This window comes from Roseovarius sp. MBR-154, from assembly GCF_053628595.1.
Genome location: NZ_JBRJGR010000004.1, coordinates 129,417 through 145,191 on the forward strand (window position 1 = coordinate 129,417; position 15,775 = coordinate 145,191).

A 15,775-nucleotide genomic window follows, 5' to 3' on the forward strand; every position below is an offset into this window, starting at 1 on the left:
ATGACGCAGATCGATTACGGACGCGCGGCGGGATATTTCCTGCTGACCGATGTCTTCAAGGGGTTCAAGCTGGGCCTGAAATACTTCTTCGCGCCCAAGGCGACGCTGAACTACCCGCATGAAAAAGGCCCGCTTTCCCCGCGTTTTCGCGGCGAGCATGCGCTGCGCCGCTATCCCAATGGTGAGGAACGCTGCATCGCCTGCAAGCTGTGCGAGGCGATCTGCCCGGCGCAGGCGATCACGATTGACGCCGAGCCGCGCGATGACGGCAGCCGCCGCACGACGCGCTATGACATCGACATGACGAAATGCATCTATTGCGGGTTCTGCCAGGAGGCCTGTCCGGTCGATGCCATCGTCGAGGGGCCGAATTTCGAGTTTGCCACCGAGACCCGCGAAGAGCTGTTCTATGACAAGGCCAAGCTGCTGGCGAATGGTGATCGGTGGGAGGCGGAGATCGCCCATAACCTCGAATTGGATGCACCCTACAGATGAGCGATCCAACCAACCCCTTCGAGATGATGATGCGTCAGGCGCAGGAAATGGCCAAGGCGATGAACCCCGCGCTTGAGAGTTTTTCCCCAAAGGGGTTCGAGGCGCTCTGGCCGACGATGCCCAAGGAGTTCATGGAAATGAGCTTTGGCAAGGGCATCAACAAGGAGGGGCTCGATGCCAAGACGCGGCTGTTGATCACGCTTGCGGGGTTGACGATGCTGGGCGCGCAAAGCGATACGCAGATCCGAATGACCGTGCGCCACGCGCTCGAGGCGGGCGCGACCAAGGATGAGATTGCCGAGACCATCGCGCAGATGGCGATGTTTGCCGGTATCCCGTCGATGACCCGCGCGATGGAATTCGCGCGCGAGGTGATGGACGGCGAAGACGAGAAAGGATCACAGAAATGACGATTGCGGCGATGTCCTTTTACCTCTTTGCCGTCGCCCTGCTGACCGGGGGGCTGTTCACCGTGATCAGCCGCAACCCGGTGCATTCGGTGCTCTGGCTGATCCTGTCTTTCATCAGCGCGGCGGGGCTTTTTGTCCTGCTCGGCGCGGAGTTTGTGGCGATGCTGCTGATCATCGTCTATGTCGGCGCGGTCGCGGTGCTGTTTCTGTTCGTGGTGATGATGCTCGACGTGGATTTCGCCGAGTTGAAGGCGGAGATGGCGAAATTCATGCCTTTGGCGCTGCTCATCGGGGTGATCCTCTTGATGCAGTTCGGCCTTGCGTTTGGCAACTGGACGATGGCCGACGGGGCCGAGGCGGCGCGCCGCTCGGTCACGCCCGAAGGGGTCGAGAATACCGCCGCCCTTGGGATGTTGCTTTATGACCAGTACTTCATCCTGTTCCAGCTTTCGGGGCTGATCCTGCTGGTGGCGATGATCGGGGCGATTGTTCTGACGCTGCGGCACCGCACCGATGTCAAGCGGCAGGACGTGCTGGCGCAGATGTATCGCGATCCCGCCAAGGCGATGGAGTTGCGGGATGTGAAGCCGGGGCAGGGGCTGTAGCAGCCCCTGACGCGCCCCGGGCGTGACCCGGGCCTCTCGGGGCAAAGAGATCCCGGGTCAGGACCGGAATGACGATGAGACCATGTGTTCCGGCAACGCCCGGGATGACGCGTAAAGACGACAATCGGGCACGGCCCGGAGGGACAGACATGATCGGACTTGAACATTATCTCACGGTGGCGGCGGCTTTGTTCGTGATAGGCATTTTTGGCCTCTTTCTGAACCGCAAGAACGTGATCATCCTGCTGATGTCGATCGAGCTGATGCTGTTGTCGGTCAATATCAACCTTGTCGCGTTTTCGTCATTTCTGGGTGATCTGGTGGGGCAGGTGTTCACGCTTTTCGTGTTGACCGTCGCCGCTGCCGAGGCCGCCATCGGCCTTGCCATCCTCGTCTGTTTCTTCCGCAATCGCGGCACCATCGCCGTCGAAGACATCAACGTGATGAAAGGCTGAAGCCATGGAATCCATCCTCCTCTTCGCGCCTCTCGTCGGGGCGATCATCGCGGGTTTCGGCTGGCGCATCATTGGCGATCAGGGCGCGCAATGGGTCACGACCGGGCTGCTCTTTCTCTCGGCGCTGCTGAGCTGGATCGTGTTCCTCGGCCATGACGGGGTGACCGAGCAGATCCACATTCTCGATTGGGTGCAGTCGGGCACGCTCGATACGGCATGGGCGATCCGGATTGACCGGCTGACGGCGATCATGCTGATCGTGATCACCACCGTCTCGGCGCTCGTGCATCTCTATTCCGTGGGCTACATGGCGCATGACGAGAACTTCCGCGATAACGAGAGCTATCGGCCGCGCTTTTTCGCGTATTTGTCGTTCTTTACCTTCGCGATGCTGATGCTGGTGACCTCGGACAACCTGCTTCAGATGTTCTTCGGCTGGGAGGGCGTGGGCGTCGCGTCTTACCTGCTGATCGGTTTCTACTATCGCAAGCCAAGCGCCAATGCCGCGGCGATCAAGGCGTTCGTGGTCAACCGGGTGGGCGATTTCGGCTTCGCTTTGGGCATCATGGCGCTCTATTTCCTCGTCGACTCGATCAAGCTCGACGATATCTTCGCCGCCGCACCGGAGCTGGCTGAAACGCAGCTGACCTTCCTGTGGACGGAGTGGAACGCGGCCAACCTGATCGCGTTTCTGCTGTTCGTGGGCGCGATGGGCAAATCGGCGCAGCTCTTCCTGCACACATGGCTGCCCGACGCGATGGAAGGCCCGACGCCGGTGTCTGCGCTGATTCACGCGGCGACCATGGTGACGGCGGGCGTGTTCCTTGTCTGCCGCATGTCGCCACTGATGGAATACGCGCCCGAGGCGATGACGTTCGTGGTGTTCCTCGGCGCCTCGACGGCATTCTTTGCTGCGACCGTGGGCCTTGTGCAGAACGACATCAAGCGCGTGATCGCCTATTCGACCTGTAGCCAGCTTGGCTATATGTTCGTGGCTGCCGGAGTGGGTGTCTATTCGGTGGCGATGTTCCACCTCTTCACGCATGCGTTCTTCAAGGCGATGCTGTTTCTTGGGGCCGGTTCGGTCATCCACGGCATGCATCACGAGCAGGACATGCGCAACTATGGCGGTCTGCGCAAGAAGATGCCCTATACGTTCTGGGCGATGATGATCGGCACGCTGGCGATCACCGGGGTTGGCATTCCGCTCACCCATATCGGCTTTGCCGGGTTCCTGTCGAAGGACGCGGTGATCGAGAGCGCATGGGCCGGCACCGACGGCGGCTATGCCTTCTGGATGCTGGTGATCGCGGCGCTGTTCACCTCGTTCTACAGTTGGCGGCTGATGTTCCTCACCTTCTTTGGCGAGGCGCGCGGCGACAAGCACACCCATGAGCACGCCCATGAAAGCCCCATGGTGATGGTCGCGCCGCTTGGTGTGCTGGCGCTTGGCGCGGTCTTCGCGGGCATGATCTGGTATGGCAGCTTTTTCGGCAGCCATGCACAGGTCAACAGTTTCTTCGGGATGCCGGAGCATCACGCCGAGGCAACTGAAGCGCCCGAGGCGGTGGCGCATGGTGAAGAGGGCCACGACCACGAAACGATGCACGAGGAGACTGGCACCGCCACCCATTCCGGCCCGCCGCAGGGTGCGATCTTCATGCACCCCGACAGCACCGTGCTTGATGACGCGCATCATGCACCGACATGGGTCAAGGTCAGCCCGTTCGTCGCCATGCTGATCGGCCTGATTACGGCGCTATGGTTCTATGTCTGGGATCCGGCGATGCCCAAGCGCGTGGCCGAGACCAACCGCCCGCTTTACCTCTTCCTGCTCAACAAGTGGTATTTCGACGAGATCTACGACTTCATCTTCGTGCGCCCCGCCAAGGCGCTCGGGCAGTTGCTGTGGAAGCGCGGCGACGGTGACGTGATCGACGGCTCGATCAACGGGGTGGCCATGGGGCTGATCCCGCGGCTCACGCGCCTCGCGGGCCGGGCGCAGTCGGGCTACATCTTCACCTATGCCTTTGCCATGGTGATCGGGATCGCGATCCTGGTCACGTGGATGACGATCTTCGGGGGGGCCAACTGATGGACAACCTGCTTTCCATTGTGACGTTCATCCCGGCTGTGGCGGCGGCGATCCTCGCGATCTTCCTGCGCGGTGAGGATGAGGCGGCGCAGAAGAACGCCAAATGGGTGGCGATGATCGCCACGACGCTGACATTCCTTGTGTCGCTGTTCATCCTGTTCGATTTCGACCCGTCGAATACCGGCTTTCAGTTCGTCGAGGAGCGTGAGTGGCTCTTGGGTCTGAAATACAAGATGGGCGTCGACGGGATCAGCGTTCTCTTCGTGATGCTGACCACCTTCATGATGCCGCTGACCATTGCGGCGTCGTGGAACGTGAAAAGCCGCGTCAAGGAATACATGATCGCGTTCCTGATCCTTGAGACGCTGATGCTGGGCGTGTTCATGGCGCTCGATCTGGTGCTCTTTTACCTCTTCTTCGAGGCGGGGCTCATTCCGATGTTCCTGATTATCGGCATCTGGGGCGGCGCGGCGCGGATCTACGCGTCGTTCAAGTTCTTCCTCTACACCTTCCTCGGCTCGGTGCTGATGCTGGTGGCGATGGTCGCGATGTTCGCGGATGCGGGCACCACTGATATCCCGTCGCTTCTGCGGCATGAGTTCGCCTCGGACAGCTTCTCGCTGCTTGGGATTCACATCGTGGGGGGCATGCAGACGCTGATGTTCCTGGCGTTCTTCGCCTCTTTCGCGGTCAAGATGCCAATGTGGCCGGTGCACACCTGGCTGCCCGATGCACACGTGCAGGCCCCGACCGCGGGCTCGGTCGTGCTGGCGGCGATCCTCTTGAAGATGGGTGGCTACGGCTTCCTGCGTTTCTCGCTGCCGATGTTCCCGGTGGGCTCCGAAGTTCTGACGCCGCTGGTTCTGTGGATGTCGGCGATTGCGATAGTCTACACGTCGCTGGTGGCACTGGCCCAAGAGGACATGAAAAAGCTCATCGCCTATTCGTCGGTGGCCCATATGGGCTATGTCACGATGGGGATTTTCGCGGCCAATCAGCAGGGGCTGGACGGGGCGATCTTCCAGATGATCAGCCACGGCTTCATCTCGGGCGCGCTCTTTCTTTGCGTCGGCGTGATCTATGACCGGATGCACACCCGCGAGATTGACGCCTATGGCGGCCTTGTGAACCGGATGCCGGCCTATGCGCTCATTTTCATGTTCTTCACCATGGCGAATGTCGGCCTGCCGGGCACATCCGGGTTCATCGGCGAATTCCTGACGCTGGTGGGCGTCTTTCAGGTCAACACATGGGTCGCGGCGGTGGCCACGACCGGTGTGATCCTCTCGGCGGCCTATGCGCTCTGGCTCTATCGCCGGGTGGTGTTCGGGGATCTCATCAAGGAGAGCCTGAAGACGATCACCGACATGAGCAAACGCGAGCGGGCGATCTTTGCGCCGCTGGTGGTGATGACGCTGCTGCTCGGGGTTTATCCCCGGCTGGTCACCGATATCACCGGCCCCTCGGTCGAGGCGCTGATTTCCAACGTAGAGACGGCACAGGCGGTGGCACAGGCCAGCAGCCAGGTCGCCGTCGCAGACCACTGAACCGGAGGCCCTGAGACATGCAGGCTGATCTGAATGTAATCCTGCCGGAGATCGTGATTTCCGTCTATGCCATCGCGGCGCTTCTTTTTGCGGCCTATACCGGCAAGGACAAGATGGCGGGGATTCTGGTCTGGCTCACGGCGGCGCTCTTTGCTGTCATGGCGCTGTGGATCGGGGCGTCCTCGGGCGGTGGCACGCGCACGGCGTTCGGCGGCATGTTCAACGATGACGGCTTTGCCCGCTTTGCCAAGGTGACGATCCTGCTCTCGGCGGGGGCGGTGCTGGTGCTGGGGCAGGAATACATGGCGCGCCGCGATATCCTGCGGTTTGAGTATCCGCTCCTGGTGGCGCTTGCGGTCGTGGGCATGATGGTCATGGTCAGCGCGGGCGACCTGATGGCGCTCTACATGGGGCTGGAGCTGCAATCTCTGGCGCTTTATGTCGTGGCCTCGCTGCGCCGCGACAGTGCCAAATCGACCGAGGCGGGGCTCAAGTATTTCGTGCTGGGCGCGCTGTCGTCGGGCCTGCTGCTCTACGGGGCCTCGCTGACCTATGGCTATGCGGGCACGACGCTCTTTTCGGGGATCATCGACGCGGCAGACGGGCAGGCGCCGATTGGCCTGTTGCTGGGGCTGGTCTTCGTGCTGGCCGGTCTGGCGTTCAAGATTTCCGCCGTGCCGTTCCACATGTGGACGCCCGATGTTTATGAGGGCGCACCGACGCCGATCACCGCGTTTTTCGCCACGGCCCCCAAGGTGGCGGCGATGGCACTCGTTGCGCGCGTGGTGCATGACGCCTTTGGCGAGGTGGTGGGCGACTGGCAACAGGTGCTCGCGATGCTGAGCCTGCTGTCGATGTTCCTCGGTGGCATCGCGGCGATCGGGCAGACCGACATCAAGCGGCTGATGGCCTATTCGTCGATCGCGCATATGGGCTATGCGCTGATGGGGCTGGCGGCGGGCACGGTGTTCGGCGTGCAGGCGATGCTGATCTACATGGCGATCTATGTCACGATGAATGTCGGCACCTTCGCCTTCATCCTGTCGATGGAGCGCGACGGGCAGCCGGTGACGGATATCCGCGCGCTGAACATGTATTCCAAGGCGCAGCCGGGGCGGGCGCTTGCGATGCTGATCCTCCTCTTCAGCCTTGCCGGCGTGCCGCCGCTTCTGGGTTTTTTCGGCAAGCTCTACGTGCTGCGTGCGGCCTATGAGGGCGGGCTTGCCTGGCTCGCCGTGGCCGGTGTGGTCGCGTCGGTGATCGGGGCGTTCTATTACCTGCGCATCGTGTTCTACATGTATTTCGGCGAAGAGGGCGAGGCGCTGGAGACCGGCCGTTCGCCGGTGCAATGGGCGTTCCTGATGGCCTCGGCGGCGGTGATGCTGCTGGGCATCGTCAACATGTTCGGCGTCGAGACCATGGCACAGGCCGCGGCCGCGACGCTGGTCAACTAGGTGAGCCCGGCCACGGTCTGAGAGAGCGGTGACGCGCCCCGAGGGGCGCGTCGCTTTGGTTTTGGCGCCCGCACGCGGGCGCGCGCCTCCGGCGGGAGTATTTCTGGAAAGATGAAGCAGGGATCGGAGTTCGACTGGCCCATAGGCTATGGTCGCCGGGTGCTGGCCTCGGTCGATAGCACCAATGCCGAGGCCGCGCGGCTGGCGCCCGGATTGTGCGGCCCGGAATGGATACTGGCGCTGGAGCAGACGGCGGCGCGCGGGCGGCGAGGGCGGGCTTGGGTCAACCCGGCGGGCAATTTCGCGGCGACCCTGGTGATGCGGCCCAATGAGAGCCCCAACAAGGTGGCGTTGCGGTCGTTTGTGGCATCGCTCGCGCTCTGCGATGCGCTGGTGGCGGCGACCGGGCGCGCCAAGGGGATCAGTCTGAAATGGCCCAATGACGTGCTGCTCAATGGCGGCAAGCTGGCGGGGATCCTGCTGGAGAGCGCAGGCGCGGGCCGGGGGCTCAGCCATTTCGCCATTGGCATCGGGGTGAACCTGCGCATTGCGCCTGCGCGCGCGGAGGTGGAGGAGGGCGCGTTGCGCCCGGTCTCGCTCTTGTCCGAGACCGGGGTGGCGCTCGGGCCGGAGGAGTTTCTGAGCTTTCTGGCCCCGGCCTATGCGCGGCTGGAGGCGCAATTCGTGACCTACGGGTTCGCGCCCATCCGCCGGGCATGGCTCGACCGGGCGGCGCGATTGGGCGAGGCGATCACTGCGCACACCACGCGCGACAGCCATCACGGGACATTCGAGACGGTGGACGAGGCGGGCAATCTCGTTCTAATGACGTCCAAGGGGCGGCAGGCGATTGCCGCGGCCGAGGTGTTTTTCTGACGCGGGAGGGCGGCCCCCATGCTTTTGGCGATTGATTGCGGCAATACCAACACGGTGTTTTCGATCTGGGACGGGACGCGGTTCATCTGCACGCTGCGAACCTCGACCGAGCATCAGCGCACGGCGGATCAGTATTTCGTCTGGTTTCACACGCTGCTGGCGCATCACCGGATCGAGGCAAAGATCAATGCGGTGGTGATCAGTTCCACCGTGCCGCGCGTGGTGTTCAACCTGCGCGTCTTTGCCGACCGCTATTTCAACTGCCGCCCGCTGGTGGTGGGCAAGCCCGAGTGCCGCCTGCCGGTGGATGTGCGGGTGGATGCGGGCACGCAGGTGGGGCCGGACCGGCTGGTGAATACGGTGGCGGGCTATGACCTTTACGGCGGCGACCTGATCATCGTGGATTTCGGCACCGCCACGACATTCGACGTGGTCGACAGCGATGGCGCCTATATCGGCGGGGTGATCGCGCCGGGGGTGAACCTGTCGCTTCAGGCGCTCCATGAGGCCGCGGCGGCGCTGCCGCATATCGACGTGACCAAGCCCGACCGGGTGATCGGCACCAATACGGTGGATTGCATGCAATCGGGCGTATTCTGGGGTTATGTCGGCCTCATCGATGGGATATGTGAGCGGATAAAGGCCGAGCATGGCCGCACCATGAAGGTGATCGCAACAGGTGGGCTGGCACCGTTATTCCAGCAGGGCACGGACATGTTCGACATGTTCGAGGACGATCTGACAATGCACGGGCTGACCGTGATACACGAGCATAACAAGGAGGGCTGACGCCCCATGAGCAGCGAACGTTTGATCTACCTGCCCCTCGGTGGGGCGGGTGAAGTTGGTATGAATGCCTATGTTTACGGCTATGGCAAACCGGGCAAGGAGAAGCTGATCCTAGTGGATCTGGGTGTGACCTTTCCGGATATGGACGGCACGCCGGGGGTCGATCTGATCCTGCCGGATATCTCCTGGCTTGAGGCGCGCAAGACCGATCTGGAGGCGGTGTTCATCACCCATGCCCATGAGGATCATGTCGGCGCCGTGGCGCATTACTATGACCGGCTGGGTGCCCCCATTCATGCCCGCGCCTTCACCGCCAACATCGCGCGGCGCAAGATGGAGGAACATGGCCATTCCGAAAAGGCGGTCAAGACCGTCTCGCCCTGGCCTGAAACGGTGAAGGCAGGGCCCTTTACGGTGGGCTTCGTGCCCATTTCGCATTCGATCCCCGAAAGTTCGGGCCTCGTCATCGACAGCCCCGGCGGGCGCATCGTGCATAGCGGCGATTTCAAGATCGACGCGAATCCGGTTGTGGGCGAGCCGTTTGATCATGACCTCTGGGCAAGCCTCGCCGAGCCGGGCGTGAAGGCGCTGGTCTGCGATTCGACCAACGTATTCAGCCACCATGACGGGCGCTCCGAGAGCACGGTCGGCCAGCCGATCACGGAGCTGGTCCAGGCCTCGAAAGGCATGTTCGTCTGCACGACCTTCGCCAGCAACGTGGCACGGGTCAAGACGCTGGCCGAGGCAGGCAAGCGTGCCGGGCGCTCGGTCTGTCTGCTGGGCCGCGCGATGCGGCGGATGATCGAGGCGGCGGTCGAGACCGGTGTACTCAAGGATTTTCCCGCGACCGTCAGCCCCGAGGAGGCCGGTAACATCCCGCGCGAGAACCTGATGCTGATCGTCACCGGGAGCCAGGGCGAGCGGCGGGCGGCGAGTGCGCAACTGGCCAATGGCAAGTATAACGGCATGGTGCTCAAGGAGGGCGACACGTTCCTCTTCTCCTCCAAGACCATTCCGGGCAACGAGCGCGGTGTCATCCACATCATCAACAAGTTCTCCGAGATGGGCGTGGACGTGGTCGAGGGCGATGACCGTTATCACGTCTCGGGCCACGCCAACCGGCCTGATCTCGATGCCATGCACAAGCTGATCAAGCCGCAGATCGTGGTGCCGATGCATGGCGAGCATCGTCACCTGCGTGAGCATGTGAAGCTGGCAGAGGCGAACCGGATCAGCGGCGTTCTGGCCGTCAACGGCATGATGATCGACCTCAGCGGCAATGCGCCCAAGGTGGCCGAATATGTAGAGACCGGGCGCACCTATGTGGATGGTTCGGTCAAGATCGGCGCGATGGACGGGATCGTGCGCGACCGGATTCGCATGGCGCTCAACGGGCATGTGATGATCAATGTCATCATGGATGAAGAGGACGAGCCTTTGGGCGAGCCCTGGGTGGAATTGATGGGGCTGGCCGAGACCGGGCAAAGCCGCGCGCCGCTGGTCGATGTGCTGGAAGAGGATCTGGCGCAGTTCATGGGCCGGGCCGGGGTCAAGACGCTGACCGATGACGACAAGCTTGAGGAAGGGCTGCGCCGCGTGGCCCGTCAGAGCGCGCAGAACGAGATCGGCAAGCGGCCCGAGGTGACGGTGGTCATCAGCCGCCTGACCGCCTGAGGATATTGCCCATGCGTATCGCCTATGTCATGGCCGAGGGGCGGGGCGATACCGATCTGCTGCTGCATGGCGTGGCCACACGCGCGCAGGCGCGCGGGCTGCGGCTGTGTGGCACGGTGCAGATCAACTCCAACTGCGATGCGGATCGCCCCTGTGACATGGACGTGCAGGTCTTGCCCAACGGTCCGGCGATCCGCATTTCGCAGACGCTTGGACCGGGCGCACGGGGCTGTCGGCTTGATCCGGCGGCCTTGGAACAGGCGGTGGCCGAGAGCGAGAGGCGGCTCGATGCGGGCTGTGATCTGGTGATCGTCAACAAGTTCGGCAAACACGAGGCGGAGGGGCGCGGGTTTCGCGGCCTCATCGCCGAGGCGCTGTCGCTGGATGTGCCGGTTCTGGTCGGGGTCAACAGCCTGAACGTGCCGCGGCTTGATGCGTTCTGCGCGGGGGTGGCAGTGCCAATCGCAGCAGAGTCAGAGGCCCTTGACACTTGGCTGGCGTCGCACTCCTGACCATATGAAAAACGCATCCCAAGTTACTGGGATTATTTTCTTTTATCGCTACCGGTTTTGGAAACGGTGGCGGACCGAGGAGGATTCGAACCCCCGACCCCTTGATTCGTAGTCAAGTACTCTATCCAGCTGAGCTATCGGTCCGTCGAGGGCACGAATTAGACTCTGCAGCCCGGCAATGCAAGGGCGTATTGGAAGATTTATGATGCATCTGCCAAATTTCCCTTGGGCAGGGTGATGCAGAAGGAGGTGCCGTTCTCGTCGCTGCGTTCGAGCGAGAGCGTGCCGCCGTGGCCGCGTACCAGATCCTGCGCGATGGTCAGGCCGAGCCCGGTTCCGCCCTTGGTTGCACCGCCCTGAAACGGCTTGAACAGATGTTCGCGCGCGCGTGCCGGCAGGCCGGGGCCGGTATCGGCAACGCGGATGATCCATTCCCGCGGATCTTCGCCCGCCATAACGGTGATCTCACCGGGTTTTCCCGTGTTGACAATGGCTTGCCGGGCGTTCCTCACAAGGTTGGCGATCACGCGATAGAGCTGTTCGGCGTCGGCGCGCAGCACCAGATCGGCGGAAACATCCTCGGACAAGCTGACCCTGGCCTCGCCGACCGAGAGCCGCTCGCTGTCGATCACATCGGCGACGATATCCGCGAGCCGGACACGCGAGAGGGTCGGGCCGGGTTCCTCGGCCTTGCCATAGGCCAGCGTCGCCTCGCACAGATGCACCGCGCGGGTGAGCGAATTCACCAGTTTCGGAGCCATGCGCTTCACGGCGGGGTCTTCGCTCATCTCGATGCGGTCGGTGAAAAGTTGCGCCGAAGTGAGGATGTTGCGCAGGTCATGGCTGACCTTGGCCACGGCCCCGCCCAACTGTGCCAGATGCTCCTTTTGCTTCAATGCGCCGGTCAGTTGGGTTTGCAGGGTTTGCAGCGTTTCCTCGGCCTCGCGCAATTCGCGGATACCCGAGGAGGGGGCGATCACCCGCCGGGCATCCTCGGGGGCATCGGCATAGGCCTGCATGTTGCCCACCACACGGCGGATGGGACGCACCAGAAAGCACTGGACTGCCCAGAACAGGAGCACGGCGGTAAAGACCGAAATCACCAGTGACAGCCACAGGATGCGCAGCCCGTAGTCGATCATCGCGCTGCGCAGATCGCGGGTTTCCAAGGTGACCTCGATCAAAAGCCCACCCATGCGCACCGGCTGACCGATCACGCGGATCACCTGGTCCTCGGGGTTGGCCAGCCGCGCCATCGCATCGCGGATGAGGGTGAAGGCGGGCACGTCGCGCAGATCGAAGGTCTGCGTAATGGGCTGCGGAACCGGCGAAGACAGCACCAGTTGACGCGCCTCGTCACGGCGCATCACCACGTTGAACACACCCGCGTTGCGCAACAGTTCCTCTTGCAGATCGGGGGTCACCTCTTCATCGGCCAGAAGCACCAGCGAGGCGATCTGCGCACGTTCCAGCCGGGTCAGCAGGAACTCCTCGCGAAAACGCGCGATCGAAGGGACGAAGATCAGAACCTCGGCCAGCATCACGAAGATGGCCGTCAGGATCAGGAAGCGTCCCGAAAGTGAATTGAGCAAGCGGTTCCCTCCCTTAATTGCTCATCACGGTAACCAGCGTTGCACGATACCGACGACGCGTTTGACCATAGGGCTATCGAACAGCTTTGGCGAGAAATAGGCCCCGGCCACGCGCTTGTTGATTTCACCGAGGGTCGGGTAGGGCGCGACCATGTTGGCGACGTGTTTCATCTTGAACCCGTTGGCGAGGATGAAGGCCCAGAGATTGATCAATTCGCCCGCCTGCGCCCCGGCAATCGACGCGCCCACGGGCCGCCCGCGCACCACCATCACCTTGATCAGCCCGTCGGTCTTGCGTTCGGCGATGGCGCGGTCGTTGTGGGAGTAGTGAAAACGAACCACGTCGAGATTGCCGCCATGTTCCTTGCGCGCGGCCTCTTCGGTGAGGCCGACATGCGCGATCTCGGGGTCGGTATAGGTGGCCCAGGGGATGTGATCGGTGCGTTCCTTGGCCGGCAGGCCAAGCAATGCCTGCCGAATGATCAGCCCCGCGTGATAGCCCGCCATATGGGTGAATTGCAGCCCGCCCGCCACGTCGCCGATGGCGTAGACTCGGCGATTGGTGGTCCGCATCGAGGCGTCGACCTTGATGCCGCGTTTCGTGGTCTCGATTCCGGCGGCGTCGAGATTGAGGCTGTCCAGATTGGGTTTGCGCCCTACGGCCATCAGCAGATGCGTGCCCTTGAAGACCCGCCCGTCCTTGGCCTCGACCTCGATTGCCCCTGCCTTGCCGCGAATTTCCGAGGCCATGGCACCGTCTTCGATGCCGATCCCCTCGGCCTTGAATTGGTCGATCACCACCTGCGCCAGTTCCGGATCGTCCTGACCCAGCACCTTCGCCCCCTCGATGACCGTCACCTCGCAGCCTAATCGCCGATGCGCCTGCGCCATTTCCATGCCGATCGGGCCGCCGCCGATGACTAGCAGATGGCCGGGCTTTTCGCGCAGCTCGAAAATTGTCTCGTTGGTCTCATAGGGCACGTTTTCCAGCCCCGGAACCGGCGGCACGAAAGGAGACGACCCGGTGGCGATGATCACCCGGCGCGCGGTGATCAGGTGATCGCCTGCCTTCACCTGCTTGGGTGAGATGAATGCGCCATAGTCACGGATCACCCGCACGCCAAGGCCCTCGAACCTTTCTTGACTGTCCACCGGCTCAATCTGGGCAATGACACCGGCCACGTGATCCTTGGCGGCGGCATAGTCCACATCCGGAGTCACATTCGCCACGCCGTATTGCGCCGCATGCGATTGCGCATAGGCCGCCTTGCCGCTGGCGATCAGCGCCTTCGACGGCACACAGCCGAAGTTCAGGCAATCGCCGCCCATCTTGTGGCCTTCGAGCAGGACGACGCTCGCCCCCATCTGCACCGCGCCCGCCGCGACGGACAACCCGCCGGAGCCGGCCCCGATGACCAGCAGATCCGTCTTAATCTCTTTCATACTCAAATGTCCTTCTTGCCACGAATGCTCTTGATCAGGATGGGGAGTGCTGCGAGCGCGCACAAGCCCAGGATCGGGCCGATTATCTGCGGCTCCCACAGGAGTGACAGATCGGGGCTGTCACCTCGGTCAAACACCTCGCCCAGGCCGACGCCGATCCAGGTAAAGACGATGGCCCCGGGGATTATCCCGAGCACAGTGGTGATCGCGAAATTGACGAAGCGAACACCCACCAGCGCAGGCAGCAGATTGGCCACGAAGAACGGCACGGCGGGCACGAGACGCATCAGAAAGAGCACGCTGATCTCATTGTCGTGCAGCCCGGCCTTGAGCCGTTTGAGTGTGCCCTCGGAGGTCTCGATGCGCGCGGCGAGGGTCTGCCCCAGACCCCACCGGGCGGCCAGAAAGATCGCGAAGGCCCCGAGCGAGGCGGCAAACACGTTGAAGGCAGTGCCCGACACGAGGCCGAAGAGAAACCCGCCGGTGACCGAGGCCACCGCCGCGCCGGGCAGTGAAAACGCCACGATCACGAAATAGATTGCGATGAAACTCAGCACCATCAGCCCGAAATTGGCGTCGCGAAAGGCCAGCAGCGCCTCGCGGTTGTCGCGCAGCGTGTCGAAGGTGATGTAGTCGCGCAGGGTGAAATAGCCGATGACGGCCACGGTGAGAATGATGGCAAGCGGCGCGTGTCGTGCCCAGCCTCCGGATTTCTGCTCGGTCGAATGCTGCATGCTGCTATCCATGATCCTGCTCGGGTTTGACTGCGTTGTCTTCTACTTGCACAGTCGCTTGCCGCTCTGCCAGTGGCCTCACGTGGGGGTGATCGCGGGTGATGACCGGGGCCGTATTGCGCGGATATTTCGCACCGCTTGTAACATGATCGCGCAGATCCCGCAGGATTTTGTTGCAGATATGCATTGCGGGGGTTTGACTTGGCTGCGGACCGCTACTATAGACCGGGCTTCGGATACATCTGGGCCGTGCGCGATTCCGATTGCAGCGTGTCCCCAAAGTCGGAGACGGAGCGATGAAACGCACCTTTCAACCCTCGAACCTGGTTCGCAAACGCCGCCACGGGTTCCGCGCGCGCATGGCCACCAAGGCCGGCCGCAAGATCCTGAACGCACGTCGTGCGCGTGGCCGCAAGTCGCTGAGCGCGTAAGCGCCAGACAGTTGTGACGATCATGACACCGCCGGAGGCCCCTGACAGCAAGCCAGGGAACACGCCCCCGGCGGTTTCGTCATGCGCGCATGGTGGGTTGAACGTGCTGCGCAAGCGATCCGATTTCCTAGCGGCTGCGCGCGCGCGGCGTCAGGGCACGCCTGCGATGATGGTGCAGGGGCGCGACCGGCGCGATGACGATCCTTCGATCCGGGTGGGGTTTACCTGTTCCAAGAAGGTCGGCAACGCGGTGGCGCGCAACCGCGCCAAGCGCCGGTTGCGCGCCGTGGCACGCGATGTGCTGCATGCCCATGGGCAACCCGGCTGGGATTATGTGCTGATCGGCCGGGCGCGGGAAACAGCGGCGCGGCCCTATGAGGCGCTGCGCAATGATCTCGTCTATGCGCTGCGCAAGTTGCGGGGTGCGAAATGAGCCCGCTTGCTCGCATCATGGCCCTGCCGATCAAGGGCTACCGGCTGATCCTGTCGCCCTGGGTCGGCTATCACTGCCGCTATCATCCGACCTGTAGCCAATACGCGCTCGAGGCGCTGGAGACGCACGGCGCGCTTCGCGGCGGATGGCTCGCGGCCAGGCGCATCGCGCGCTGCAACCCCTGGGGGCAGTGCGGCCATGATCCGGTGCCAGAGCGCACGCGGCGCTAA

At 62.8% G+C, this 15,775-nt stretch carries 17 protein-coding genes and 1 tRNA gene; 14 read left to right on the top strand and 4 right to left on the bottom strand.

All coding sequences use genetic code 11. The features are described from left to right. The 11 genes from nuoI (at position 1) to ACSSV4_RS07240 (ending at position 10,912) form a co-directional block, all read left to right on the top strand. Positions 1–495 carry an NADH-quinone oxidoreductase subunit NuoI gene (gene nuoI, locus ACSSV4_RS07190; protein WP_080455937.1) on the top strand — a complete coding sequence of 165 codons (495 nt, stop codon included), beginning with the start codon at positions 1–3 and terminating at the stop codon, positions 493–495. Next, complete coding sequence (locus ACSSV4_RS07195; RefSeq protein WP_350136834.1) at positions 492–905, top strand: carboxymuconolactone decarboxylase family protein; 414 nt, start codon at positions 492–494, stop codon at positions 903–905. The genes nuoI and ACSSV4_RS07195 overlap by 4 nt, the downstream gene beginning before the upstream one ends. After that, positions 902–1,510 (top strand): NADH-quinone oxidoreductase subunit J, encoded by a 609-nt coding sequence (locus ACSSV4_RS07200; protein WP_454274365.1) that lies wholly within the window; start codon positions 902–904, stop codon positions 1,508–1,510. The genes ACSSV4_RS07195 and ACSSV4_RS07200 overlap by 4 nt, the downstream gene beginning before the upstream one ends. 149 nt (positions 1,511–1,659) lie before the next feature. Then, on the top strand, positions 1,660–1,965 hold the full coding sequence (gene nuoK / locus ACSSV4_RS07205) for an NADH-quinone oxidoreductase subunit NuoK (RefSeq protein WP_350136840.1): 306 nt from the start codon (positions 1,660–1,662) through the stop codon (positions 1,963–1,965). A 4-nt stretch (positions 1,966–1,969) separates the two neighbouring features. After that, positions 1,970–4,060: an NADH-quinone oxidoreductase subunit L gene (gene nuoL / locus ACSSV4_RS07210; RefSeq protein ID WP_454274366.1), complete on the top strand. Its 2,091-nt coding sequence runs from the start codon at positions 1,970–1,972 to the stop codon at positions 4,058–4,060. After that, positions 4,060–5,607, top strand: coding sequence for an NADH-quinone oxidoreductase subunit M (locus tag ACSSV4_RS07215; RefSeq protein WP_454274367.1), 1,548 nt, complete (start codon positions 4,060–4,062; stop codon positions 5,605–5,607). Before nuoL ends, ACSSV4_RS07215 begins: the two co-directional genes overlap by 1 nt. A 17-nt stretch (positions 5,608–5,624) precedes the next feature. Then, entirely contained in the window at positions 5,625–7,061 is a 1,437-nt protein-coding gene (gene nuoN, locus ACSSV4_RS07220) for an NADH-quinone oxidoreductase subunit NuoN (protein ID WP_454274368.1), read from the top strand. A 111-nt stretch (positions 7,062–7,172) separates the two neighbouring features. After that, positions 7,173–7,937: a biotin--[acetyl-CoA-carboxylase] ligase gene (locus tag ACSSV4_RS07225; protein WP_454274369.1), complete on the top strand. Its 765-nt coding sequence runs from the start codon at positions 7,173–7,175 to the stop codon at positions 7,935–7,937. Between the two features lie 18 nt (positions 7,938–7,955). After that, entirely contained in the window at positions 7,956–8,726 is a 771-nt protein-coding gene (locus ACSSV4_RS07230; protein WP_454274370.1) for a type III pantothenate kinase, read from the top strand. A gap of 6 nt (positions 8,727–8,732) precedes the next feature. Continuing rightward, positions 8,733–10,400 (top strand): ribonuclease J, encoded by a 1,668-nt coding sequence (locus tag ACSSV4_RS07235; protein ID WP_454274371.1) that lies wholly within the window; start codon positions 8,733–8,735, stop codon positions 10,398–10,400. 11 nt (positions 10,401–10,411) lie between these two features. Then, positions 10,412–10,912, top strand: coding sequence for a DUF2478 domain-containing protein (locus tag ACSSV4_RS07240; RefSeq protein ID WP_454274372.1), 501 nt, complete (start codon positions 10,412–10,414; stop codon positions 10,910–10,912). A 67-nt stretch (positions 10,913–10,979) separates the two neighbouring features. Here the strand turns inward: ACSSV4_RS07240 and ACSSV4_RS07245 are convergent. The 4 genes from ACSSV4_RS07245 to ACSSV4_RS07260 form a co-directional block, all read right to left on the bottom strand. After that, a tRNA-Arg gene (locus tag ACSSV4_RS07245) sits at positions 10,980–11,056 on the bottom strand. Between the two features lie 56 nt (positions 11,057–11,112). Next, a complete protein-coding gene (locus ACSSV4_RS07250; RefSeq protein ID WP_454274373.1) occupies positions 11,113–12,504 on the bottom strand; it encodes a sensor histidine kinase in 1,392 nt (463 codons plus the stop codon). Between the two features lie 24 nt (positions 12,505–12,528). Beyond that, positions 12,529–13,947 carry a dihydrolipoyl dehydrogenase family protein gene (locus ACSSV4_RS07255; protein WP_454274374.1) on the bottom strand — a complete coding sequence of 473 codons (1,419 nt, stop codon included), beginning with the start codon at positions 13,945–13,947 and terminating at the stop codon, positions 12,529–12,531. A 2-nt stretch (positions 13,948–13,949) separates the two neighbouring features. Next, positions 13,950–14,681: a TVP38/TMEM64 family protein gene (locus ACSSV4_RS07260; RefSeq protein ID WP_350136877.1), complete on the bottom strand. Its 732-nt coding sequence runs from the start codon at positions 14,679–14,681 to the stop codon at positions 13,950–13,952. A 296-nt stretch (positions 14,682–14,977) separates the two neighbouring features. On the opposite strand from ACSSV4_RS07260, the gene rpmH reads away from it, so the two are divergent. The 3 genes from rpmH to yidD are packed head-to-tail and all read left to right on the top strand — an operon-like array spanning position 14,978 to position 15,775. Next, entirely contained in the window at positions 14,978–15,112 is a 135-nt protein-coding gene (gene rpmH, locus ACSSV4_RS07265; RefSeq protein ID WP_012177012.1) for a 50S ribosomal protein L34, read from the top strand. A 22-nt stretch (positions 15,113–15,134) separates the two neighbouring features. After that, the gene (rnpA, locus tag ACSSV4_RS07270) at positions 15,135–15,545 is read left to right on the top strand and encodes a ribonuclease P protein component (protein WP_454274375.1); all 411 of its coding nucleotides are present in this window, start codon (positions 15,135–15,137) and stop codon (positions 15,543–15,545) included. Then, positions 15,542–15,775: a membrane protein insertion efficiency factor YidD gene (gene yidD, locus ACSSV4_RS07275; RefSeq protein WP_454274376.1), complete on the top strand. Its 234-nt coding sequence runs from the start codon at positions 15,542–15,544 to the stop codon at positions 15,773–15,775. The genes rnpA and yidD overlap by 4 nt, the downstream gene beginning before the upstream one ends.

Excerpts from the sequence above, each read along its gene's own strand:
- rnpA (WP_454274375.1), top strand. The coding sequence starts at position 15,135 with ATGACACCGCCGGAGGCCCCTGACAGCAAGCCAGGGAACACGCCCCCG.
- ACSSV4_RS07200 (WP_454274365.1), top strand. The coding sequence starts at position 902 with ATGACGATTGCGGCGATGTCCTTTTACCTCTTTGCCGTCGCCCTGCTG.
- ACSSV4_RS07230 (WP_454274370.1), top strand. The coding sequence starts at position 7,956 with ATGCTTTTGGCGATTGATTGCGGCAATACCAACACGGTGTTTTCGATC.
- nuoK (WP_350136840.1), top strand. The coding sequence starts at position 1,660 with ATGATCGGACTTGAACATTATCTCACGGTGGCGGCGGCTTTGTTCGTG.
- ACSSV4_RS07260 (WP_350136877.1), bottom strand. The coding sequence starts at position 14,681 with ATGCAGCATTCGACCGAGCAGAAATCCGGAGGCTGGGCACGACACGCG.
- ACSSV4_RS07195 (WP_350136834.1), top strand. The coding sequence starts at position 492 with ATGAGCGATCCAACCAACCCCTTCGAGATGATGATGCGTCAGGCGCAG.
- nuoN (WP_454274368.1), top strand. The coding sequence starts at position 5,625 with ATGCAGGCTGATCTGAATGTAATCCTGCCGGAGATCGTGATTTCCGTC.
- ACSSV4_RS07225 (WP_454274369.1), top strand. The coding sequence starts at position 7,173 with ATGAAGCAGGGATCGGAGTTCGACTGGCCCATAGGCTATGGTCGCCGG.
- ACSSV4_RS07215 (WP_454274367.1), top strand. The coding sequence starts at position 4,060 with ATGGACAACCTGCTTTCCATTGTGACGTTCATCCCGGCTGTGGCGGCG.
- nuoL (WP_454274366.1), top strand. The coding sequence starts at position 1,970 with ATGGAATCCATCCTCCTCTTCGCGCCTCTCGTCGGGGCGATCATCGCG.
- rpmH (WP_012177012.1), top strand. The coding sequence starts at position 14,978 with ATGAAACGCACCTTTCAACCCTCGAACCTGGTTCGCAAACGCCGCCAC.
- ACSSV4_RS07240 (WP_454274372.1), top strand. The coding sequence starts at position 10,412 with ATGCGTATCGCCTATGTCATGGCCGAGGGGCGGGGCGATACCGATCTG.
- ACSSV4_RS07235 (WP_454274371.1), top strand. The coding sequence starts at position 8,733 with ATGAGCAGCGAACGTTTGATCTACCTGCCCCTCGGTGGGGCGGGTGAA.
- yidD (WP_454274376.1), top strand. The coding sequence starts at position 15,542 with ATGAGCCCGCTTGCTCGCATCATGGCCCTGCCGATCAAGGGCTACCGG.
- ACSSV4_RS07255 (WP_454274374.1), bottom strand. The coding sequence starts at position 13,947 with ATGAAAGAGATTAAGACGGATCTGCTGGTCATCGGGGCCGGCTCCGGC.
- nuoI (WP_080455937.1), top strand. The coding sequence starts at position 1 with ATGACGCAGATCGATTACGGACGCGCGGCGGGATATTTCCTGCTGACC.